This is a genomic window from Mycolicibacterium sediminis (assembly GCF_010731735.1).
GTDB lineage: Bacteria > Actinomycetota > Actinomycetes > Mycobacteriales > Mycobacteriaceae > Mycobacterium > Mycobacterium sediminis.
The window spans coordinates 2,013,214-2,034,056 of sequence record NZ_AP022588.1; the positions used below are offsets into that span (position 1 = coordinate 2,013,214).

A 20,843-nucleotide genomic window follows, 5' to 3' on the forward strand; every position below is an offset into this window, starting at 1 on the left:
GTCGTTCGAACATCCGCGGTGGACGCTCAGCGGGTTGCCACCCACCTGGCACGGTGCCGCCAGTCTGCGCGCCTAGCGTGCGCTGGTGCTCACACGGCGGAACTTCGTCGGGACGCTTCTCGGCGTCTCGGCTGCCCTGGCGTACGGCGCGTCCGCGACGCCTGCCGCCGCGGCGCCGACCGGAATCGACCCCGACGCGGTCTCGGCTCTCGACGCTCGTCGGACGCCCGCGCAGTGGGGGATGGCGATGCCCGGCATCGTGTCGTCGTTTGCCGCGTCCGGTCGACAGCTGGCCCTCACCCTCGACGCGTGCGACCGCGCGTGCGACGACGCGCTGCTGAGCATGCTTCGGGCCAACCGCGTCCCGGCGGTGCTGTTCATCTGCTCGAAGTGGATCGACGACAACCCGGGCCGGCTCGAAGGACTGGCGGCCGACCCGCTGTTCGACATCGGCAACCACGGCACCCGCCACGTCCCCCTCTCGGTGACCGGGCGGTCCGCCTACGGGATCGAGGGCACGCGGTCCCCGGCCGAGGTGGTGTCGGAAGTGTGGGGCAACCAGGTGCGGCTCACGGCGATGACGGGGAAGGCGCCGACGTGGTTCCGCACCGGTACCGCGCACTACGACGACGTCGCGGTCGACATCGTCCATCAACTCGGCCTCACTCCCGTCGGCTTCACGGTCAACGCCGACGACGGCGCCACCGAGCCCGCCGCGCACGTCGCCTCGGCGCTCGGTGGTGCGACACCGGGGTCGATCGTGCTGGCGCACCTCAATCACCCCGAGGCGGGCACCGGTGCGGGGTTGGCGAGGGCGGTTCCCGCGATGCAGCAGGCGGGCTGGGAGTTCGTGCCACTGGCGGGTCAGACGTACGCCTGAGGCGGTATTGCGCAGAATGAGGGGATGACCCGCCCGCCGAGCGCCGAGCACGACCCATTCGTGCGCGTCATCGGCTCCGACGTGCACAACCTGCGCACCGTCGACGTCGCCGCGCCGCGCGACGCGCTCGTCGCGTTCACGGGCATCTCGGGGTCGGGGAAGTCGTCCCTGGCGTTCGGGACGATCTACGCCGAGGCCCAGCGCCGGTACTTCGAGTCCGTCGCGCCCTATGCGCGCAGGCTCCTGCTGCCCGCGGATGCCCCGAAGGTGGACGACGTCACCGGGTTGCCGCCGGCGGTGGCGCTGCAGCAGCGGCGCGGGTCGACGTCGTCGCGCTCGTCGGTCGGCACGGTGACGACGCTGTCGAACCTGCTGCGGATGCTGTTCTCCCGGGCGGGCACCTTCCCCCGGGGGTTCACCGAGCGGCTCGACTCGGACGCCTTCTCCCCGAACACGGCGATCGGCGCCTGCCCCGAGTGCCACGGACTCGGCCGCATCCACCGGGTCACCGAGGAGACCCTGGTTCCGGACCCGTCGCTGACGATCCGCGAGGGCGCCGTCGCGGCCTGGCCGGGCGCCTGGCAGGGCCAGAACCTGCGCGACATCCTGATCACGCTGGGCTACGACATCGATAAGCCGTGGCGCAGGCTGGCGAAGCGGGACCGCGACTGGATCCTGTTCACCGACGAGCAGCCGACCGTCGAGATCCACCCGCACCGCGCGGCCGTCACCGCGGACTACACCTACAACGGCACCTTCTCCAGCGCCGAGCGCCACGTCAGGCACACCCTGGCCAACTCGCAGAGCGCCATGATGCGGCGTCGGGTGCTCAAGTACGTGGACGCCGTCGACTGTCCGGTCTGCGACGGCTCCGGTCTGCGCCCCGAGGCGCTGGCGGTGACGTTCGCCGGCCGCAACATCGCCCAGCTGGTGGCGCTGCCGCTGACCGAACTCGCCGACGTCCTACGGCCCGCCGCGGAGCGCACCGACTTCGAGGCCGCCTTCGAGTCGACGGAGTCGGGTGAGTTCACCGAGGTCGCCACGATGATCGCCGCGGACCTGGTGGCCCGCGTGCAGGTCCTCCTCGACCTCGGTCTCGGCTACCTCGCGCTGAACCGCCGCACCCCGACGGTGTCGCCGGGGGAGCTGCAGCGGTTGCGCCTGGCCACCCAGCTGCGCGCTGGTCTGTTCGGCGTCCTCTACGTGCTCGACGAACCGTCGGCGGGCCTGCACCCCGCGGACGCCGAGCCGCTGCTCGAGGTGCTGGACCGGCTGCGTCGCGCAGGCAACTCGCTGTTCGTCGTCGAGCACGACATGGACGTGGTGCGCCGCGCCGACTGGATCGTCGACGTGGGCCCCGGCGCCGGTGAACTCGGCGGCGAGGTGCTCTACAGCGGGCCGGTCGCGGGGCTCGCCGATGTCGGGCGGTCGGTCACCCGCAGGCACCTGTTCGGCGAGGTGCCGCGCACCGCGCGCGTGCCACGGACGCCAACGGCGCTACTCCGCCTGCGCGGCATCGACTTTCACAACCTCCGCGGCCTCGACGTCGACGTGCCGCTTGGCGTATACACGGCCGTCACCGGCGTGTCCGGATCCGGCAAGTCGACCCTGGTCTACAAGGTGCTCGGCGACGTGGTGCGTCGTCACCTGGGCGGCGGGTCGGCCGATCCTGCGCCGGACGTCGAGGAGGGCGACGGCGAGGTGGCCGACCTCGACCGGGACGCGAGCATCGGCGTCACCGCCGACGGCGTCGATCTGATCGACCGGCTCGTCGCGGTGGATCAGAAGCCCATCGGACGGACGCCGCGCTCCACGCTGGCCACCTACACCGGGCTGTTCGACGCCGTCCGCAAGGAGTTCGCCGCGACGCCGATGGCCCGCCGGCGCAAGTGGACCGCCGGACGCTTCTCGTTCAACGTCGCCGACGGACGGTGCCAGACGTGTCAGGGCGAGGGGTTCGTGTCCGTCGAGCTGCTCTTCCTGCCGGGGACGTACGGCAGGTGTCCGACCTGTCACGGCACGCGGTTCGACGAGTCGACGCTCGAAGTGCGCTACCGCGAGCGCAGCATCGCCGACGTGCTGGCGATGACGGTGGACGAGGCGTCGGAGTTCCTCGTCGACGTCGCGGGGGCGGCGCGCTCGTTGCGCACGCTGGCCGACGTCGGACTCGGCTACCTGCGGCTGGGCCAGCCGGCGACCGAGCTGTCCGGCGGCGAGGCCCAGCGCATCAAGCTGGCCACCGAACTGCAGCGGCCGCGGCGGGGTCACACGCTCTACGTGCTCGACGAGCCGACCACCGGGCTGCACCCCGCCGACGTCGACCTGCTGGACGACCAGTTGCACCGACTCGTCGACGCGGGCAACACCGTGGTCGTCGCCGAGCACGACATGCGCGTGGTGGCGGGCACCGACTGGGTCATCGACCTGGGACCGGGTGCCGGTGACGACGGCGGTCGCGTGGTCGCCGTCGGACACCCCGCGGAGGTGGCGGGTGCGGGCGGGGGCCGCACCGCGCCCTACCTCGCCGCGGCGCTGGCGGAGGTCAGACCGGGAACGTGACCCCGGTGAGTTCCTCGGAGACCGTCCACAGTCGGCGCTGCACGTCGACGTCGTGGGACCGGCGGTTCGACGCGACGACCTTGGGGTAGCCGCGCATCTCCATGAAGCCGCCGGGGCCGAGGTACTGCCCGCCGGACACGTGCGGATCCGTCGCGGCGCGCAGCGTCGGCAGCGCGCCCATCTCGGTGCTCTGCTCCAGCGGGCTGAACGCCAGCTTCACCGGGCCGGGCAGGTAGCGGGTCAACTCCGAACTCGAGCCGCCGGGGTGGGCGGCGAGTGCGGTGGTCGTCGTGCCCGTGAGGCGGCGCTGCAGCTCGTAGGTGAACAGGAGGTTGGACAGCTTCGACTGTCCGTAGGCCGCCATCCTGTTGTAGCCGCGCTCGGCGCCGAGGTCGTCGAAGCGGACGCGGCCGAAGCGGTGGCCGATGCTGCTGACCGTCACCACCCGTGCGCCCGGCGCCGCCAGCACGCGGTCCAGCAGGCGGCCGGTGAACGCGAAGTGGCCGAGGTGGTTGGTGCCGAACTGCAACTCGAACCCATCCTGCGTCGTCGACTTCGGCGTCATCATCACGCCGGCGTTGTTGATGAGCAGGTCGATCCGGTCGTGTGTGGCGCGCAGTTGTTCGGCGGCGTCCTCGACCGAGGCGAGCGAGGTGAGGTCGAGTTCCTGCAGCGTGACGTCGGCGCCGGGGGTGCGCCGGACGATCAGGTCGGCGGCGGCCTTGCCCTTGTCGAGGTTGCGCACGGCCAGCACGACGCGCGCGCCGCGGGATGCCAACCCGGCCGCCGTCTCGTAGCCGAGGCCGGTGTTGCCTCCGGTGACGACGGCGACGCGGCCGGTCTGATCGGGGATGTCGGTGACGGTCCAGCGGCTCATGGGGACTCCTCGGGTTAGAGTTGATTCGGAACGTGCGCTCCGGTTGAGTCCCGACTATACGGAACGCGCGCTCCGGTTGTCGACCGAGGGAGCGATTTCAGTGAGCCAGGCAGCGCGACCGATGCGAGCCGATGCGGCGCGCAACCGCGCCCGCGTGCTCGAGGTCGCGTACGAGACCTTCGCCGCCGAGGGACTGGCCGTGCCGATCGACGAGATCGCGCGCCGGGCGGGCGTCGGCCCTGGCACCGTCTACCGCCACTTCCCGACCAAGGAGGCGCTCTTCGGGGCGGTCATCGAGGACCGCGTGCGCAGCATCCTGGGCCGCGGACGGGCTCTGCTCGAGGAGGATCCGGGTGGTGCGCTGTTCGAGTTCCTGCGCGAGATGGTCCGCACCAGCGCGGCCGACCACGGCATCGCGGACGCGCTGACGGGCTACGGGGTCGACATGGCGACGGCGGCACCCGGCGCAGAGGCGGCGTTCGCCGAGATCCTCGGTGACCTCCTCGCGGGCGCGCAACGCGCTGGAACGGTGCGCACGGACGTCGGCGCCACGGAGGTGAAGGCGCTCCTGATGGTCTGCAAGGCCACCCTCGACCACGGTGACGGCGTCGCCGACCGGGTCGCCGACGTCATCGTCGACGGGCTGCGGTCCGCCCGCTGAACCTCAGTCGACGAAGAAGTTGTCGTTGGCGATGAACCACTCGCGCCGCTCCTCGTCGGTCATCTCGCCCAGATGGGCGAGCCCCTCGAAGTAGTGCTCGCGCGGTGCGCCGGGCGCGAACAGCATCAGCATCGACGCGGGCGCATCCATCTCGTTGCGGAAGCCGTGGATGCCGCCGGGCGGGACGTACAGGAAGTCGTTCTGGCCCGTGGTCTTCCAGTCGGTGCCGTCGTAGATCGTCACCACACCCGACAGCACGAAGAAGGCCTCGGACATGGCGCGGTGGAAGTGCGGGCCCGGACCGCCGGCCTTCGCGGCCAGGTCGACGCGGAACAGGCCGTAGTCACCGTTGGTGGCCTGCTCGTTGGCGAGGTAGTGATACTGGACCAGCCCGAACGAGTCGTAATCCGGCGGATCGTCGCCGCGCCGGACCCGGGCGCTGACCTCCGGGTCGCCGTCGTAGCGGGGTGGGGGATAGGGCGGCACGACGAGTGACACGCGATCATCTTGCCTGCCTCGTCAGACGGGGGACACCATCTTGATCAACTCACCCGGGATCTACCCTCAGCGCATGGAGGTCGAGGAGGAGACGCGATACAACCTGACGGCCATGGCGCTGCTGGCTGCGCTCGAGGTCGCCGCCGTGGGATGCCTGATCGTTGCCTGGCTCGATCCGACCGACGCGCCCGACAACACGTCCTCGCTCTGGCGGACGACGGTCGTAGTGGTCGCGAGTGTGCTGCTCACCGCCCTGGGCGTGGGGTCGGGCCGGCTCTGGCGCAAGCACAGAGACAGCCGAATGCGGTTCCTGGTGCTCACGACGCCCGCGGTGCTGGTGCTCGCGGTGAGCGGGGTGATGGCCCTGGACCGCGAACCCGAGGTCGCGAGTGCCGCACGGTGGGCGTGGTGGTGCGCGTGCCTGGCGCTGGCGGTGCTCGCGCTGGCTGCTTGGGTGGCAAACGTGCTCCCAGACGAGCGTCCGCCCGAGCAGCGCCCGCGAGAACTGCCGCAGCGCCGGATCGCGGCCGGTGTGGCCGTCGCCGTGCTCGGCGTCGTCGCGGTCGGCGTGGTGGCGACGAACGGTGGGCCAATCACGGGCGACGGGATCGACATCCAGACGGCGGCCGCCATCGACGCACCCCCTACGCCGCCGATCAATGGGCAGATCGCCTATCGGGTCGACTTCGAGCGCGGTGATGCCGACAAACTGGTGCCGTCGGGCGCCGGCTTTGCGCGTTGGGTCGCGGGTGGCGACTACACCAAGGGCGACCTCCTCGAGGGATTCGACGGTGCCACCGGCGAGCGTCGATGGTCGTTCCGTGAGGACAGTCTCAACTTCCTCGGCGTCGGAGCCACCGGCGTCGGGCGGGACAGCGTCGTCGTCGTGCAGTCCTTCGACGAACTGCTCGGACTCGACGCCACCACCGGCGAACTGCTGTGGCGATCCGAAGAGGGGCGGCTGTTCGACAGGGACAACCCGAACCGCGCCGTGTCACCGCATGTCGTGATGACGACGCAGCGGGTGCCCGAACCGCCGGGGCCTACCGCCGCCGGATACGGCACCAAGTGGGAGGCGCTGTCCCCGAGGACCGGCGAGGTGATGTGGAGCCGGACCTTCCGCTATCAATGCTGGGCCTCCGCCAAGGCGGCCGCCGACGCGCTTCTCGTGCACAGCTGTGAGGACCCTCCCGAGGTCGTCGCCCAGGTGCTGGATCCGGCCACCGGGCAACGTCGCGGGGTCGTCACACTGTCGGACCTCGGGGTGGACCCTGCTGATCTCGGGCGCAGGGAGGGCAACGTCTCGATCGATGAGGTGAAGGGTGGGACCGCGTTGATCACCGTGTTCCGGTACCAGCCCGGACGGCGGGAAACCAAGCTGGTCGTCGACATCGCCACCGGCAAGATCGTCGCGCGACCGCCGGAGAATCACGGCGCGAGGTACCTCGGCGTCGACACGCTGCTGACATGGCCCTACGGGGACCGCGACGATCTGGACCCGCTGTCCACGCTGACCGTGGGTACCAACCGGATGCAGTCCCTGTCGTCGTGGTGGGACGGCGGAGGCGACGGGAAGACGTTCGACCTGTTCGCCCGCTCAGGAACCGACTGGCTGACGTTCGTCCCCGCCGACCAAGCGGCGGTGCGTGCGATGGAGGACCGCGGGCACACGGACGTGCCGCGCCTGCGAATCATCGACTCGTCGGGCGCCTCGCGAACGGTCTCCGACGTCTGCCCGGACATGCGCGGCGTACCCGGCCTGGTGGAGGTGCCCGGCGCCGTGGTGGCGCAGTGCGAAGGACAGTGGGTCGGTCTCCGTTAGTCAGCGCAGCGCGAGGACGTCGTAGCCCCAGAGGGAGTTGCCATCGCCGCGTTCGCAGAGCACCAGCAGCGCACCGGGCACCGTCACAACACCGCCGACGTCCGTGCCGCACGGCGACGGTCGGCGGTCGACGGTTCCGTCGGGTGCCACCACCAGCAGGGCCGGGTCGTCGTAGTACCCCATGGCGGAGACCAGTCGGTCGCCCACCAACGCCCACCGCAACCCCGTGGGGATGTTGTCTCCTTGGGTCTCGACGTCGTTCGCGGACAACACCTTTCGTTGTCCGACGAGGTAGAGTCCGGTTTGCTCGGCGGGGTCGTGGCGGTCATCGAGTTGCAGTACCGCGCCCGGATACGCACCCGTCCGGGCGGAGATCACGTCGCTGAGGTAGGCGGTTGCGGGGACGCGTTCGATGGTCCCGGCGCGGGTGTCCACCGCAAGCAGCACGCTGTCGGCGCCGGCCCTCGGGTCCACCTTGATCGCGACGACGTCACCCTCGGCCGCCACGAGGTCGTACTGCACGTCTCCCTCGGGCAGTCCGCCCGGGGCGGACCTGAGGTCGATGTCGCGCTGCTGCCCGGTGTGGCCGTCGAAGAGGTGCAGCGCAGCTGTGTCGGCGCACTGTGCGACCACGACGACGCTGTGGGCGACGGCGGTGACGTCATCGCCGAAGCTCGTGCACTTCTCGTCCTCGGCCAGTGGCCTGGTCCATCGCTTCTGCCCGGTGTGGGCATCGAGCGAGCCGATGTCGTCGCCGCGCCGCACGGGCAACGCGTCCGGACTCGCCTGCACCCTGCCCTGCAGGTACCAGCCGTCGTCGCTGAACCACAGCACCTCGCCGGTCATGGCGTCGAGCGCGACGAGATGGGGATCCGTGCCGCCCATGTACTGCTCGGAGTATTCGCGGCGGCATTCGATGAGGACGACGGCATCCGGGCCGGAACCGGTCGAGCGCACGGTCACCGGCTGGCATCCGGCGGGAAACTCGAGGAACGGGAATCGCCAGCGTTGCGCGCCGGTGGCGCCGTCGAAGGCGACGAGGGCGTCGTCGGTCCGTGCCACGAACCCCGCGCCCGCCGGGGTCACCCATCCGGCGCGACGGGCCACGACTGAATAAGCGACCTGATCGCCCACAGTCGTCGGGACCGGGGGGACCGCGATGGCGGTGGCGGTGGCGGACCGGTCCGTTCCGCGAGTGGCGACCGTCGACAGGCCGGACCCCGCGACCACTGCGACGGCCGCGCCCAGCGCGACCCATGGCAGGAGCCCGACGCCCAGCGGGCGCTTCCCGGAGCCCATCGCCACCGACCCCGCCAAGAGCGCCAGCGCCGCACAGGTCGACAGCAGCCACCCCGCCTGCATCAGCGGCAGTATCGGCCGGACCCCTGGCCCGGCGAGGCTGCTTGCCCGATCCGCCGGGATGGAGTTGAGATGGGTGAAGGCGGTGACGGCAGCCAGAACCGCGAGGGTCGCTGCGGCAGCGCGTGCGGTGTCGGGACCCCTCAGGGCGCGAACCCCAAGGGCGAGGATCACGACGGCGGTCAGGCAGGCCGCGACGAGTGAGGCGGTCAGAAGGGTGGTCGCCGGTCCGAGCCGGTCCGAGATCAGTCCCGGAGGCACCCCGTGGGTGTAGGCGTAGGCGGCGATGCCGGCAGCTCCAAGGGCGAGTCCCCCCGCCGTCGCGGCCAGCGCCGCGCCGAGTCTGCCGTTCGGCGGCGCGTCGGTCGTCTGCTCGTCGCTCTTCGTGGCCCCCACGAGGCTGACTTTGCCATAGCGCCGGACCGTCCCAGCCTTGCACTCGCCCACGTCGAGTGCTAAAAATGACGTTGGCACTCGCGATCGGCGAGTGCTAGGTCGGGACGATGAGAGCACAGTCCGAACACAACTGGGCTCGTCCGTCGCGGGCATCGCTCCCGGCCCAAGAACGTGTCACCCCCTAATCGGAGGATTCACTTCGCAATGTCCAAGATTATTGCGTACGACGAAGAGGCACGCCGCGGCCTCGAGCGGGGTCTCAATGCCCTCGCCGACGCGGTCAAGGTAACGCTCGGCCCCAAGGGCCGCAACGTCGTCCTGGAGAAGAAGTGGGGCGCTCCCACTATCACCAACGACGGCGTGTCCATCGCCAAGGAGATCGAGCTCGAGGATCCCTACGAGAAGATCGGCGCAGAGCTGGTCAAGGAAGTCGCCAAGAAGACGGACGACGTCGCCGGCGACGGCACCACCACGGCCACCGTGCTCGCCCAGGCGCTGGTTCGCGAAGGTCTGCGCAACGTCGCGGCCGGCGCCAACCCGCTCGGTCTGAAGCGCGGCATCGAGAAGGCCGTCGAGAAGATCACCGAGTCGCTGCTGGCATCGGCCAAGGAGGTCGAGACCAAGGAGCAGATCGCTGCCACCGCGGGCATCTCCGCCGGCGACCAGTCCATCGGTGACCTGATCGCCGAGGCGCTCGACAAGGTCGGCAACGAGGGTGTCATCACCGTCGAGGAGTCCAACACCTTCGGCCTGCAGCTCGAGCTCACCGAGGGCATGCGCTTCGACAAGGGCTACATCTCCGGCTACTTCGTGACCGACGCCGAGCGTCAGGAAGCCGTCCTGGAGGATCCCTACATCCTCCTGGTCAGCTCCAAGGTCTCGACGGTCAAGGATCTGCTTCCGTTGCTGGAGAAGGTCATCCAGTCCGGCAAGCCGCTGCTGATCATCGCCGAGGACGTCGAGGGCGAAGCCCTCTCGACCCTGGTGGTCAACAAGATCCGTGGCACCTTCAAGTCCGTCGCCGTCAAGGCCCCGGGCTTCGGTGACCGCCGCAAGGCCATGCTGCAGGACATCGCCATCCTCACCGGTGGCCAGGTCGTCAGCGAAGAGGTCGGCCTGTCCCTGGAGACCGCTGACGTCACCCTGCTGGGTACCGCCCGCAAGGTCGTCATCACCAAGGACGAGACCACCATCGTCGAGGGTGCGGGAGACTCCGAGGCCATCGCCGGCCGCGTGGCCCAGATCCGTGCCGAGATCGAGAACAGCGACTCCGACTACGACCGCGAGAAGCTGCAGGAGCGCCTGGCCAAGCTGGCCGGCGGTGTTGCGGTGATCAAGGCCGGAGCTGCCACCGAGGTGGAGCTCAAGGAGCGCAAGCACCGCATCGAGGACGCCGTCCGCAACGCGAAGGCTGCCGTCGAAGAGGGCATCGTCGCCGGTGGCGGCGTGGCTCTGCTGCAGTCGGCTCCGTCGCTGGACGAGCTGGACCTCACCGGTGACGAGGCGACGGGCGCGAACATCGTCCGCGTCGCGCTGTCGGCCCCGCTCAAGCAGATCGCCTTCAACGGTGGCCTGGAGCCGGGCGTCGTCGCCGAGAAGGTCTCGAACCTTCCTGCGGGTCACGGCCTGAACGCCGCGACCGGCGAGTACGAGGACCTGCTGGCCGCCGGCGTTGCCGACCCGGTCAAGGTCACGCGCTCGGCGCTGCAGAACGCAGCGTCCATCGCGGCGCTGTTCCTCACCACCGAGGCCGTCGTCGCCGACAAGCCGGAGAAGGCGTCCGCACCCGCGGGCGACCCGACCGGTGGCATGGGCGGCATGGACTTCTAAGTCCACGCTTCACAACGGGAAGGCCCGGTCTGCTTGCAGGCCGGGCTTTTTCGTGTGCCCCGTCCTGGTATGTCCTCAATCGTTGACATAAGTCACCAAGTGTTGACAAGATGGCGTGTGTCGACCGGACGGGTCGACGCGCCATCCAGGAGGCCTCGTGACCGTTCGTTCGAAGACCGCATTCGCCACCGCCGTGGTGGCCGTGGGGACGGTCATGACGACACCCGTGGCTACCGCCGAGATCGCGTCGGTGCCCGGGGAACCGCGAACGGTGACCGTCGACGTCGTCAACGCGTCCATGACCACCAACGCGCTCCGGTCCTTCGGCACCGGCGTCGAAGTGCTGTCGAGCCTCGTCGAGATCCACGTCGACGCGACCATCTCACTGCCGTTCGAAGCGACCCTGGCCGTGCTGGCTGCCGCGCGGCATCCCGAGGTCGCCCCGAACGTGCTCAGCTACCTGGTGCAACGCTTCGTCAATCCGTCGGTCGGCGCGCCGATCTACGCCTACCCCTGGGAGACCGAGCAGACCGTCGCGCTCTTCGCGACCCTGTTGCCCCATCCACTCGGTCCGAGCGCCACGGATCCTGGCCTCGTCATTCGGGCGGGGAACGCCTTCGCCGACGTGTTCGACTCGGTCCTGGGACTCCTGCCCGATCCGCTGCCGGGGTACGAAGCCGTGCGAGACGTCATGTCCGACAATTCAATCGGGAGCGCGATCGTCGCGGCCCAGCAGCTGGTGCGCGCGCCCCTCTACACCGCGGTGGCGGTCGTGAACCAGCTGGGAAACCTCCCGCTCCGGGTCGCGGAGGCCGTCGAGTCGACCGCCCCGGCTCCCGGTCTTGCGCCCTCTGCTGATCGCGCTCCGGAACCGGTCGGCGTGTCCGGTCTCGTCACGACGCCCGAGGATCCCGCCGCGGACGTCGCAGAGCGGGTCGGTGGCCTCGGTCTCGGGCCGCTGCGATCGGACGGTCTGACCGGGGCGTCGGGGCGGGACGCGAGCCGGCCGCACCGGACCCGCCCGCTGTTCGGTAGCGGTCGAGCCGGCGCTGCCGGTGAGCACGCGGTCCGACTGCCCAGGCCGGCGGGAACCACGACGGCGGCCACCACCGCGACCCGACCCGAGGCGACCAGCGGGTCGAGCGGCCTCGGCGCGGGACCCGATTCGGGTCAGCCCGGGTCCGGTCAGGCCGGCAACGAGGCCTGACCACTGCGGTCGCGCGGGAAGAGGCGGAGGTGTCGGTGCGGTTGTACATCCTTGAGGCTCGTCCCACCGATAGTCAGGATCGCCATGCCACTGCCCTCACCGTCTCCGACGTCCACCGCCGTCGTCACCGGCGCGTCGTCGGGCATCGGCGCCGACCTCGCCCGTGAACTCGTCGCACGCGGACACGGGGTCACCCTCGTGGCGCGCCGAGAGGACCGGCTGCGGGACCTGGCCGCCGACCTCGGGACCTCCGTGCGCGTCGAGGTCATCGCGTGCGACGTCGCCGATCCCGCGGCGCGCGCAGCGTTGTTCGGAGAGATCGAGAGCCGGGGGCTGACGGTCGACGTCCTGGTGAACAACGCGGGCGTCGGCACGATCGGCGCCGTGGCCGAAGCCGACGTCGACGCGGAGATCGCGCAGGTGCGGATCAACGTCGAGGCCGTCGTCGACCTCACCACGCGGGCCGTTCGCCAGATGGTGCCGCGAGGTCGCGGCGCCATCCTCAACGTCGGCTCGGTCGCCGCGTTCCAGCCCTTCCCCGGCCAGTCCGGTTACGCAGCGACCAAGGCGTTCGTGCGCAGCTACACCGACGGACTGCGCGCCGAGGTGGCGGGTACCGGCGTCACGGTCGCGACGCTGCATCCCGGACCCGTGCGAACCGAGTTCTTCCAGGCCGCCGGAGTCGACGACGCGGTCTTCGACGACGTGTTCCCGTCGTTCATGTGGATGCCGTCGCGTGCGGTGGCCAAGGCGGGCATCGACGCACTCGAACACGACCGGGGCAGTGTGATCCCAGGTCTCGCCAGCCGACTCAGCGCCCACGTGTTCGGGCTGCTGCCGAAGCGGGTGCTCCTCCCTCTACTGGCCAAGCAGCATCCAGGACTCCGCGTCTAGCGTCGCGTACGCGGGCCCCGCGATCGGCGACAATGGAGGCATGCGCACGCTCACCATCGCCGCCATCCAGACCAACCCGGTGGCCTTCGACGTCGACGCCAGCTGGGAGCGCTTCGCGGAGCGGGTCCGCGCCGTCCACGGCACCTTTCCGCACGTGGAGCTCGTGGTGGTGCCCGAGCTGATGCTCGCCGGGGAGGCACCCCTGCTGCAGGCCCGCGGCGGCTGGATGAACGAGGTGGCCGAGCCGATTCCGGGTCCGACCACCGACCGGGTCGCCGACCTCGCCCGCGAGACCGGTCTGTGGCTGATCCCCGGGTCGCTGTACGAACGCGGCGAGGACGGGCTGATCTACAACACGGCCGTGGCGGTGTCGCCGCAGGGCGAGGTCGTCGCCACGTATCGCAAGGTCTTCCCGTGGCAACCCTACGAACGAACCACCCCTGGAACGGAATTCGTCGTCTTCGACATCCCCGACGTCTGCCGCATCGGTCTGGCGATCTGCTACGACGGGTCGTTCCCCGAGACGGCACGACAGCTCGCATGGCTGGGCGCCGAGGTGATCATCCAGCCGACGCTCACCACGACCCGCGACCGCGAGATGGAACTGGTATGCGCCCGGGCCAACGCCTGGACCAACCAGGTGTTCGTCGTCAACCTCAACGCCGCCGATCCCGCGGGTGTCGGGGCCAGCTGCATCGTCGACCCCGAGGGCACCGTTCGGCAGCAGGCGGGAACCGGTGAGGAGGTGCTGATCGACTGCCTGGACCTCGATGCCGTCGACCGGGCGCGGCGGCTCGGCACCTTCGGGCTGAACCGGCCCTGGGACCAGATCGCCCGGCACGGTTCAGAAGTGGTGCTCCCGATGTACGGCTCGGCGATGGTCACCCCGCCCTGGCACGGTCAGGCCGGAGCCGACTGACGGCCCCGGATCAACCGGCCCGGAAGCGCATCGGTGGGGGCGCCGCGTTCGGCGATCACCTCGCCGGACACGATGGTCGCCACGTACCCGTCGGCGGTCTGATCCAGACGCCTGCCGCCGGCGGGCAGATCGCGTGCCACGACCGGTCTGTGCAGCGTCAGCGCGCCGTGGTCGATGACGTTGACGTCGGCCTTGTACCCGACGGCCAGCCGGCCGCGGTCGTGCAGCCCCGCCACCCGAGCCGGTACCGACGTCAGCTCGCGCACCGCCCGTGCGACGGGCAGTCGACCGGTCGCTCGGTCCCGGACCCAGTGGGTCAGCATGTAGGTGGGATAGCTTGCGTCGCAGATCATCCCGTAGTGCGCGCCGCCGTCCCCGAGTCCCAGCACGACGTCGTCGCGCTCGATCAGTTCGGCGACCGTGTCCAGCGAGCCGTCCCGGAAGTTGGCGAGCGTGACGAGCAGCATGGCGTGCCCATCGTCGTCGAGTAGTCGGTCGTAGGCCTCCTCGAGCGGGCTGACGTCGCGGGCACGCGCGCGTGCGCCGATCGAATCCCCGGGCGCCGGTTCGTAGTTCGGCGGACTGCCGAGGGGGAACATGTAGTCCCACGCCTGCGCGGCGAACATCAGCGGGTGGCCACCCGGGTCGGGTGTGTCGTTCAGGATGCTCGCCCGGACGTCGGGCCGACGCATCGCGGCCACCCGCTCCTCCAGTGGCACGTTGGAGATCGCCAGATACGAGGGGTACATCACGAAGGGATTGCCCGACAGTTCCAGCCCGAGCACCAACCCGATCGGACGCGGGAAGATCTGCCCGGTGACGTCTCCGCCATTGGCATTCGCCTTCTCCACCATGCGCAGCGCGTCGTCGTGGATGGGCGGGCCGGCGTTCCCGATCGCCAGCGTGAACGTCACCGGCAGGCCGACCTCGGCGGCGACGTCGAAGACGGCCGCGAGCGCGCCCTCGTAGTCGCCTGCCATCAGATCGGGCACGAACTGCAACAGGCTACCACCGGCGTCGTCGACACCGCGGGCGATGGCCTCGATCTCGGCGTACTCCGCCTCGTAGCTCGGGATCGGGTGTCCGCTCGAGGTCTTGTGCAGGGTCAGCCGCGAGGACGCGAAACCCACTGCGCCGGAACGAATGGCTTCAGCGGCGAGCTTCCGCATCATCGCGAGGTCGTCCGGGGTGGGCAGCTCCCGGTCGACGCCACGCCGGCCCATGACGTACACCCGTAGCGGTGAGTGGGGCAGGAAGGCGGCGACGTCGATGTCGCGGGCACGGGCGTCGAGCGCGTCGAGGAACTCGGGGAACGTCTCCCACGTCCACGGCAGTCCGTCGACCATGACGACACCCGGGATGTCCTCCACTCCCGCCATCACGTCGACCAGCGTGTCGTGGTCCTCGGGACGGCAGGGCGCGAAGCCGACGCCGCAGTTGCCCATCACGGCGGTGGTGACACCGTGCGCCGACGACGGCGTCATGCGGTCCGACCAGATCGCCTGACCGTCGTAGTGGGTGTGCAGGTCGACGAAGCCCGGCGTGACGAGCAGGCCCGTCGCGTCGATCTCGCGCGCCGCGCCACCCTCGACGGTGCCGATCGCGGTGATCACGCCGTCGGCGATGGCCAGGTCTGCGACGTACGGCTCACCGCCGAGACCGTCGACGATGGTGCCACCTCGGATGATCACGTCTGCGCTCATGCACCTGAATGTACGACGCCGAAATGCCAAGGACCACGGATCGACTCATGCGACGATGGCAATGTGATCGACCACTTCGGAATCAACAGCGCCGACTTCGAGAGGGCGACGAAGTTCTACGACGCGGTCCTGAGCGTGCTCGACTACGAGCGGCAGATGGACGTCGGCCAGGCCGTCGGCTACGGGACGCAGGGCAAGCCCGACTTCTGGGTCGAGGACGCCTCGGGCCGAGAGGTGGGCGCCCCCGTCCACTTCGCATTCACCGCACCGAGTGCGGAGAGCGTGCAGGCGTTCTATCACGCGGCACTCGCGTTCGGCGTCGAGCCGCTGCACGAGCCGAGGATCTTCTCCGAGTACCACCCGAACTACTACGGCGCGTTCGTCCGCGACCCGGACGGGAACAACGTCGAAGCCGTGTTTCACGGAGGCGCGCCGGCGCCGACCGGGTAGACGGAGGGGGTCCGAGCTAGCGGGCGACCCGTCGGCCGCGGATCAGCAGCACCAGGAGCACGAGCCACGCCCCGGCGGCCACACCGGTCGACACGGCGGCGACGACCTCGCTCGCGCCGAGCGCGCCCGCGCCGAACCAGCGACTGAGCACCGACTCGGTGCGACCGGAGTCGTCGAAGTCGACGATCGCCAGGCCGAACGCGAGCATCGCCGCCCACACCGCGATCTGCGCCCACGCCTGGCCGGCCGACAGCCGGATCGGGCGGGCCGGCTGCCGGTACGCCAGCACCGTCGTCGTGCCGAGTAGCGCCACCAGTAGCGGCACGGCGGTCATCATCAGGATGATGAACGTCCAGCCCCACTCGACGCCGAAGACGGCTCGTCCCATCCAGACCCAGGCGATGAGCAGGACGTTGAGCGGAATGACGGACCACAGCACGGCTCTACGCAGGAACGCCATCGTCGAACTGTAGGGGTAACTTCGGGTGACATGGCTACCTCGAACAGCGCGTCCGATTCCGACGCCGTCCGCGAACTGCTCCGTGACTCCTTCACCCGGTTGATCGAGCACGCCGACGCCGTGACCGACGGTCTGACCGACTCGGTGTCGACCTACCGGGTCACCCCCGACGCCAACACCATCGCCTGGCTGCTCTGGCACAGCGCACGCGTCCAGGACGCGCAGCTGTGCGACGTCGCGGGCATCGAACAGGTGTGGTTCAGCGAGGGTTGGGTGGACCGGTTCGCGCTCGACCTGCCGCGCGACGCGCACGGTTACGGGCACACCTCCGAGGACGTCGCCAAGGTGAAGGCGCCCGCGGACCTGCTGTCCGGCTACTACCACGCCGTGCACCGGGTGAGCCTGGAGTACGTCGCCGGCATCACCGACGAGGACCTCGCCCGCGTCATCGACGAGAACTGGGACCCGCCGGTCACCGTGTCGGCACGTCTGGTCAGCATCGTCGACGACTGCGCGCAGCACCTGGGCCAGGCGGCCTACGTGCGAGGCATCGCGCCTGAATGACGCCGACCCCGCTCCGCTGGTGGCCGGTGGTGGGACTCTCGGCGATGGTCCTGCTCGGCGTGGCGGTCGGCAAGCGCTCGACGGCGCTGGACGACGTGTTCATCCGCGCCGGCGAGGCGCACCCGCGCCTGGGACTCCTCCTCTTCTTCACGACGCCGACCGTGCTCGCGGTGCTTCTGGCCGCCGCGCTGGGAGTGGCGGTGTGGCGCCGGCGGTGGTGCCTCGTCGTCGTCACCCTGGTGACGCCCGTGGTCGCGCTCGCGGTGATGCGCGTTCTCAAGCACGTGTTCGGTCGGACCAAGGGCGACCCGGGGTCGTTGGCCTATCCCAGCGGCCACATGACGATGACCGTCGCCGTGCTCGGCGTCGGCGTCCTGGTCGTCGGCGCGAGTGCGGGTGCCCTGGTCGTCGCGACGACGTGGACGGTGCTCGCGATGCTCGGCCAGTCGTTCACGTACCACTACTTCACCGACACGGTGGGCGCCGTCCTGCTCAGCACGTCACTCGTCTGCCTGGCTGCGTTGGCCGCCGGACTTGACAGGTGTCAACCCGCCTGCGACGTGCATCACACCAGTGGTTAGCATGGGTTCATGACAGCAACGCCTGAAGTCGAAGCAGGAGGCAATGCCATGGATGTCGCGACCATCCTGAACCCTGCCACCGGAGCGCCGGCGGGAACCGTGCGCTGGACCGATCCGGCCGACGTCGCCCGCATCGCGGCGGGTCTGCGGACGTCGCAGCGCGGGTGGGAGGCTCGCGGCGCCGCGGGTCGCGCGAAGGTGCTGGCGCGCTACGCGGTCTGGCTCGGCGAGCACCGCGCCGAGATCGAAGACCTCCTGATCAAGGAGACCGGCAAGTCCGCGACGGACGCCGCGCAAGAGGTTCCGCTCCTGCTGATGATCCTGTCGTACTACATCCGGACGATGGAGAAGGCGCTGGCGCCGGACTCGCGTCCCGCCGCGCTGCCCTTCCTCTCGATCAAGAAGATCACCGTGCACTACCGGCCCCGCGCCGTCGTCGGGATCATCGCGCCCTGGAACTACCCGGTCGCCAACGCGCTGATGGACGCGATCGGCGCCCTTGCCGCGGGCTGCTCGGTGCTGCTCAAGCCGTCCGAGCGCACCCCGCTGACCGCCGAGGTGCTCATGCGCGGCTGGACCGACTCCGGCGCGCCCGAGGTCCTCGCCCTCGCGCAGGGTGCCCGCGAGGTGTCCGAGGCCGTCATCGACAACGCGGACTTCATCCAGTTCACCGGATCGTCGGCGACCGGCGTCAAGGTCATGGAGCGCGCTGCCCGCACGCTCACCCCGGTGAGCCTCGAACTCGGCGGCAAGGATCCCATGCTCGTGCTCGAGGACGCCGACGTCGAGCTGGCCGCCCACGCAGCGGTGTGGGGCGCGTTCTTCAACGCCGGCCAGACCTGTGTCTCGGTCGAACGCGTCTACGTCATGGAGCAGGTGTACGACCAGTTCGTCGACGCCGTCGTGCGCGACGTACGCAACCTCAAGATGGGTGCGGGGGAGGGCAACGCCTTCGGCGCACTGATCGACGAGGGACAGGTCGCCGTCACCGAACGGCACGTCGCCGACGCGCTGGCCAAGGGCGCGAAGGTGCTCACCGGCGGGAAGCGGCCCAGCGGACCGGGAAGCTTCTACGAGCCCACCGTGCTGGTCGACGTCGACCACACGATGGCGTGCATGACCGACGAGACCTTCGGCCCGACGCTGCCGATCATGAAGGTGTCCAGCGTGGCCGAGGCCGTGCGCCTGGCCAACGACAGTCAGTACGGGTTGAGTGCGGCGGTGTTCTCCCGCGACCTCGAACGCGCCAATGACGTTGCACTGCAGCTCGATTGCGGCGGCGTGAACATCAACGACGTGATCTCGAACCTGATGTGCACGACCGCGCCGATGGGTGGCTGGAAGTCGTCGGGCATCGGTGCTCGCTTCGGCGGGCCGGAGGGGCTGCGCAAGTACTGCCGCATCGAGACCGTCGTCGCACCGCGCACCAACGTCGGCGCCGGCGGCAACTACTACAACAACTCGGACAAGGCGCTCAAGCGGATGAACACCATGATGACCAAGCTGGCGCTGATCCGGCCGAAGCGCATCGCGAAGTAGCGGGCACCGTCCGGGGCGAGCGAAGCGACGGGGATGCCGGTTGTTCACCTCGGCGTCACCGTCGCGTACCTCGCGGCCGATAGCTTCGGCCCGTGACACTGGACGCCTCTGCGATGAACGGCTACGCCGTCCGCGACGACGACGATGACGACCCCGAACTGCTGCTGGTCCCCAGCGGCGAGGTCGTCGACACCTGGCGGGAGAACTATCCGTACGACGAGCGGATGGCGCGCAACGAGTACGAGGAACAGAAGCGCCTGCTGCAGATCGAACTGCTGAAGCTGCAGAAGTGGAGCCAGCAGCACGGGCACCGGCACGTGATCGTGTTCGAGGGCCGCGACGCCGCGGGCAAGGGCGGCACCATCAAGCGGTTCATGGAGCACCTGAACCCCCGCGGTGCCCGCGTCGTCGCGCTGGAGAAGCCGACCGAACGCGAGTCGACGCAGTGGTACTTCCAGCGGTACGTGACGCATCTGCCCGCTGCCGGGGAGATCGTGCTGTTCGACCGGTCCTGGTACAACCGCGCGGGCGTCGAACGGGTGATGGGTTACTGCACTCCGAAGCAGCACGCCGAGTTCATCCGCCAGGCTCCGCTGTTCGAGCAGATGCTCACCAATGACGGTGTCAGCCTGACCAAGCTGTGGTTCTCGGTGACGCAGGCCGAGCAGCGCACCCGCTTCACGATCCGTCAGGTGGATCCGGTCCGGCAGTGGAAGCTCTCGCCGACCGACCTCGCGTCGCTGGACAAGTGGGACGACTACACCGCGGCCAAGGAGGACATGTTCGCGTGGACCGACACCGAGGTCGCGCCGTGGACCGTCGTCAAGAGCAATGACAAGAAGCGCGCCCGGATCAACGCCATGCGCTACGTCCTCGGCAAATTCGACTACGACAACAAGGACCACGAGGTGGTCGGCCGGGCCGACCCGCTCATCGTGGGACGCGCGCTCGCCGACTGACGGGTTTCATTCGGGATACTTCTCGCGCAGGTCGGCTTGCTTGCGGTACTCCGACGAATGTTTCGATCGGACCGGTCGGCGCTTCCCGATGGCGTAGGCGACGAGGTACAGCGCCGTGAAGGTCCCGAGGGTGACCACCGTCAGGACGGCGAACTGGATTCGCTGGCCGCGTGCGACCGGATATCCCCAACTGGCGTCGCCGAGACCGGTGATGACGGCCAGGAACACCAGGAACGCCACCCCGATCGCGGCCACCCACCACTCGCCCTCGCCGATCACGAAGGCATAGGTATTCACGGCGGAGATGAGCATGAGTGGCACGAGGATCCACCACATCTTGGGAGCGGTGAGCCCGCCGCTGTAGGCGTCTGGTGCCGGATCCCCTCGTCCGGCGGGCGCGTCCCCGGGATCGGGCTTCTCCACTCCCAAGGAACGGATCCTGCCGTTGATCTTGATGTAGGGCGTGTAGGCGTAAGCGGACAAGACCATCACGCCGACGAAGAACGCGGCCAACCCGACGCCCTTCGGCAGGTCTTGCGGCACGGATAGGAACGCTGCGACGGCTCCCACAGCGGTGCAGGTCCAGTACCACCGCCGTTGGGAACGTCTGCTGTGGTCGAAGAACGACTGGATGACGGAGACGGCGGTGCAACCGCCTAGGACGATGAAGAAGAAACCCGACACG

General features: G+C 69.7%; 19 protein-coding genes. 13 read left to right on the plus strand and 6 right to left on the minus strand.

The genetic code is table 11. The features are described 5' to 3' along the window. The first annotated feature begins 85 nt into the window (after window positions 1–85). Both G6N64_RS09640 and G6N64_RS09645 read left to right on the plus strand, forming a co-directional pair. On the plus strand, window positions 86–880 hold the full coding sequence (locus tag G6N64_RS09640; protein ID WP_246231069.1) for a polysaccharide deacetylase family protein: 795 nt from the start codon (window positions 86–88) through the stop codon (window positions 878–880). Window positions 881–904: 24 nt separating this feature from the next. Continuing rightward, a complete protein-coding gene (locus G6N64_RS09645) occupies window positions 905–3,439 on the plus strand; it encodes an excinuclease ABC subunit UvrA (protein WP_163796692.1) in 2,535 nt (844 codons plus the stop codon). On the opposite strand, the gene G6N64_RS09650 is transcribed toward G6N64_RS09645, so the two are convergent. After that, on the minus strand, window positions 3,423–4,316 hold the full coding sequence (locus G6N64_RS09650; protein ID WP_163796693.1) for an SDR family NAD(P)-dependent oxidoreductase: 894 nt from the start codon (window positions 4,314–4,316) through the stop codon (window positions 3,423–3,425). The two genes, G6N64_RS09645 and G6N64_RS09650, sit on opposite strands and share 17 nt — an antisense overlap. A 100-nt stretch (window positions 4,317–4,416) precedes the next feature. Between G6N64_RS09650 and G6N64_RS09655 the strand changes: the two genes are divergently transcribed. Then, window positions 4,417–4,977 carry a TetR/AcrR family transcriptional regulator gene (locus G6N64_RS09655; protein ID WP_163796694.1) on the plus strand — a complete coding sequence of 187 codons (561 nt, stop codon included), beginning with the start codon at window positions 4,417–4,419 and terminating at the stop codon, window positions 4,975–4,977. A 3-nt stretch (window positions 4,978–4,980) separates the two neighbouring features. Here the strand turns inward: G6N64_RS09655 and G6N64_RS09660 are convergent, their stop codons facing one another. Continuing rightward, the gene (locus tag G6N64_RS09660) at window positions 4,981–5,475 is read right to left on the minus strand and encodes a cupin domain-containing protein (protein WP_163796695.1); all 495 of its coding nucleotides are present in this window, start codon (window positions 5,473–5,475) and stop codon (window positions 4,981–4,983) included. 73 nt (window positions 5,476–5,548) lie between these two features. Between G6N64_RS09660 and G6N64_RS09665 the strand changes: the two genes are divergently transcribed. Next, window positions 5,549–7,297, plus strand: coding sequence for a BamB-related PQQ repeat family beta-propellar protein (locus G6N64_RS09665; RefSeq protein WP_163796696.1), 1,749 nt, complete (start codon window positions 5,549–5,551; stop codon window positions 7,295–7,297). Here the strand turns inward: G6N64_RS09665 and G6N64_RS09670 are convergent, their stop codons facing one another. Further along, window positions 7,298–9,052 carry a BamB-related PQQ repeat family beta-propellar protein gene (locus tag G6N64_RS09670; protein ID WP_163796697.1) on the minus strand — a complete coding sequence of 585 codons (1,755 nt, stop codon included), beginning with the start codon at window positions 9,050–9,052 and terminating at the stop codon, window positions 7,298–7,300. Between the two features lie 204 nt (window positions 9,053–9,256). Here G6N64_RS09670 and groL point away from each other — a divergent pair, with 204 nt between their 5' ends. The 4 genes from groL to G6N64_RS09690 all read left to right on the plus strand — a co-directional run bounded on the left by groL (window position 9,257) and on the right by G6N64_RS09690 (window position 13,902). After that, window positions 9,257–10,882, plus strand: a complete 1,626-nt coding sequence (groL, locus tag G6N64_RS09675; protein WP_163796698.1) for a chaperonin GroEL — start codon at window positions 9,257–9,259, stop codon at window positions 10,880–10,882. A gap of 157 nt (window positions 10,883–11,039) precedes the next feature. Continuing rightward, window positions 11,040–12,089, plus strand: a complete 1,050-nt coding sequence (locus tag G6N64_RS09680) for a hypothetical protein (RefSeq protein WP_163796699.1) — start codon at window positions 11,040–11,042, stop codon at window positions 12,087–12,089. Window positions 12,090–12,173: 84 nt separating this feature from the next. Continuing rightward, entirely contained in the window at window positions 12,174–12,983 is an 810-nt protein-coding gene (locus G6N64_RS09685) for an SDR family NAD(P)-dependent oxidoreductase (RefSeq protein ID WP_163796700.1), read from the plus strand. Between the two features lie 40 nt (window positions 12,984–13,023). Then, complete coding sequence (locus G6N64_RS09690) at window positions 13,024–13,902, plus strand: carbon-nitrogen hydrolase family protein (protein ID WP_163796701.1); 879 nt, start codon at window positions 13,024–13,026, stop codon at window positions 13,900–13,902. Here G6N64_RS09690 and G6N64_RS09695 read toward each other — a convergent pair. Then, window positions 13,884–15,605, minus strand: a complete 1,722-nt coding sequence (locus G6N64_RS09695; protein WP_163796702.1) for an N-acyl-D-amino-acid deacylase family protein — start codon at window positions 15,603–15,605, stop codon at window positions 13,884–13,886. The genes G6N64_RS09690 and G6N64_RS09695 overlap by 19 nt on opposite strands. 63 nt (window positions 15,606–15,668) lie before the next feature. Between G6N64_RS09695 and G6N64_RS09700 the strand changes: the two genes are divergently transcribed. Then, entirely contained in the window at window positions 15,669–16,055 is a 387-nt protein-coding gene (locus tag G6N64_RS09700) for a VOC family protein (RefSeq protein ID WP_163796703.1), read from the plus strand. A 16-nt stretch (window positions 16,056–16,071) separates the two neighbouring features. Here G6N64_RS09700 and G6N64_RS09705 read toward each other — a convergent pair whose 3' ends face one another. Next, on the minus strand, window positions 16,072–16,515 hold the full coding sequence (locus G6N64_RS09705; RefSeq protein WP_163796704.1) for a hypothetical protein: 444 nt from the start codon (window positions 16,513–16,515) through the stop codon (window positions 16,072–16,074). Window positions 16,516–16,545: 30 nt separating this feature from the next. Here G6N64_RS09705 and G6N64_RS09710 point away from each other — a divergent pair, with 30 nt between their 5' ends. The 4 genes from G6N64_RS09710 to ppk2 all read left to right on the plus strand — a co-directional run bounded on the left by G6N64_RS09710 (window position 16,546) and on the right by ppk2 (window position 20,158). After that, complete coding sequence (locus tag G6N64_RS09710) at window positions 16,546–17,079, plus strand: mycothiol transferase (protein WP_163796705.1); 534 nt, start codon at window positions 16,546–16,548, stop codon at window positions 17,077–17,079. Next, window positions 17,076–17,660 (plus strand): PA-phosphatase, encoded by a 585-nt coding sequence (locus G6N64_RS09715; RefSeq protein ID WP_163796706.1) that lies wholly within the window; start codon window positions 17,076–17,078, stop codon window positions 17,658–17,660. The genes G6N64_RS09710 and G6N64_RS09715 overlap by 4 nt, the downstream gene beginning before the upstream one ends. Before the next feature lie 9 nt (window positions 17,661–17,669). Next, window positions 17,670–19,199, plus strand: a complete 1,530-nt coding sequence (locus tag G6N64_RS09720) for an aldehyde dehydrogenase family protein (protein WP_163796707.1) — start codon at window positions 17,670–17,672, stop codon at window positions 19,197–19,199. A 113-nt stretch (window positions 19,200–19,312) separates the two neighbouring features. Continuing rightward, a complete protein-coding gene (gene ppk2 / locus G6N64_RS09725; RefSeq protein ID WP_163801561.1) occupies window positions 19,313–20,158 on the plus strand; it encodes a polyphosphate kinase 2 in 846 nt (281 codons plus the stop codon). A gap of 6 nt (window positions 20,159–20,164) precedes the next feature. Here ppk2 and G6N64_RS09730 read toward each other — a convergent pair whose 3' ends face one another. Continuing rightward, a complete protein-coding gene (locus G6N64_RS09730; protein WP_163796708.1) occupies window positions 20,165–20,701 on the minus strand; it encodes a hypothetical protein in 537 nt (178 codons plus the stop codon). Window positions 20,702–20,843: the final 142 nt, after the last annotated feature.

Excerpts from the sequence above, each read along its gene's own strand:
- G6N64_RS09685 (WP_163796700.1), top strand. The coding sequence starts at position 12,174 with ATGCCACTGCCCTCACCGTCTCCGACGTCCACCGCCGTCGTCACCGGC.
- G6N64_RS09710 (WP_163796705.1), top strand. The coding sequence starts at position 16,546 with ATGGCTACCTCGAACAGCGCGTCCGATTCCGACGCCGTCCGCGAACTG.
- G6N64_RS09720 (WP_163796707.1), top strand. The coding sequence starts at position 17,670 with ATGACAGCAACGCCTGAAGTCGAAGCAGGAGGCAATGCCATGGATGTC.
- G6N64_RS09715 (WP_163796706.1), top strand. The coding sequence starts at position 17,076 with ATGACGCCGACCCCGCTCCGCTGGTGGCCGGTGGTGGGACTCTCGGCG.
- ppk2 (WP_163801561.1), top strand. The coding sequence starts at position 19,313 with ATGAACGGCTACGCCGTCCGCGACGACGACGATGACGACCCCGAACTG.
- G6N64_RS09650 (WP_163796693.1), bottom strand. The coding sequence starts at position 4,316 with ATGAGCCGCTGGACCGTCACCGACATCCCCGATCAGACCGGCCGCGTC.
- G6N64_RS09695 (WP_163796702.1), bottom strand. The coding sequence starts at position 15,605 with ATGAGCGCAGACGTGATCATCCGAGGTGGCACCATCGTCGACGGTCTC.
- G6N64_RS09645 (WP_163796692.1), top strand. The coding sequence starts at position 905 with ATGACCCGCCCGCCGAGCGCCGAGCACGACCCATTCGTGCGCGTCATC.
- groL (WP_163796698.1), top strand. The coding sequence starts at position 9,257 with ATGTCCAAGATTATTGCGTACGACGAAGAGGCACGCCGCGGCCTCGAG.
- G6N64_RS09690 (WP_163796701.1), top strand. The coding sequence starts at position 13,024 with ATGCGCACGCTCACCATCGCCGCCATCCAGACCAACCCGGTGGCCTTC.
- G6N64_RS09665 (WP_163796696.1), top strand. The coding sequence starts at position 5,549 with ATGGAGGTCGAGGAGGAGACGCGATACAACCTGACGGCCATGGCGCTG.
- G6N64_RS09705 (WP_163796704.1), bottom strand. The coding sequence starts at position 16,515 with ATGGCGTTCCTGCGTAGAGCCGTGCTGTGGTCCGTCATTCCGCTCAAC.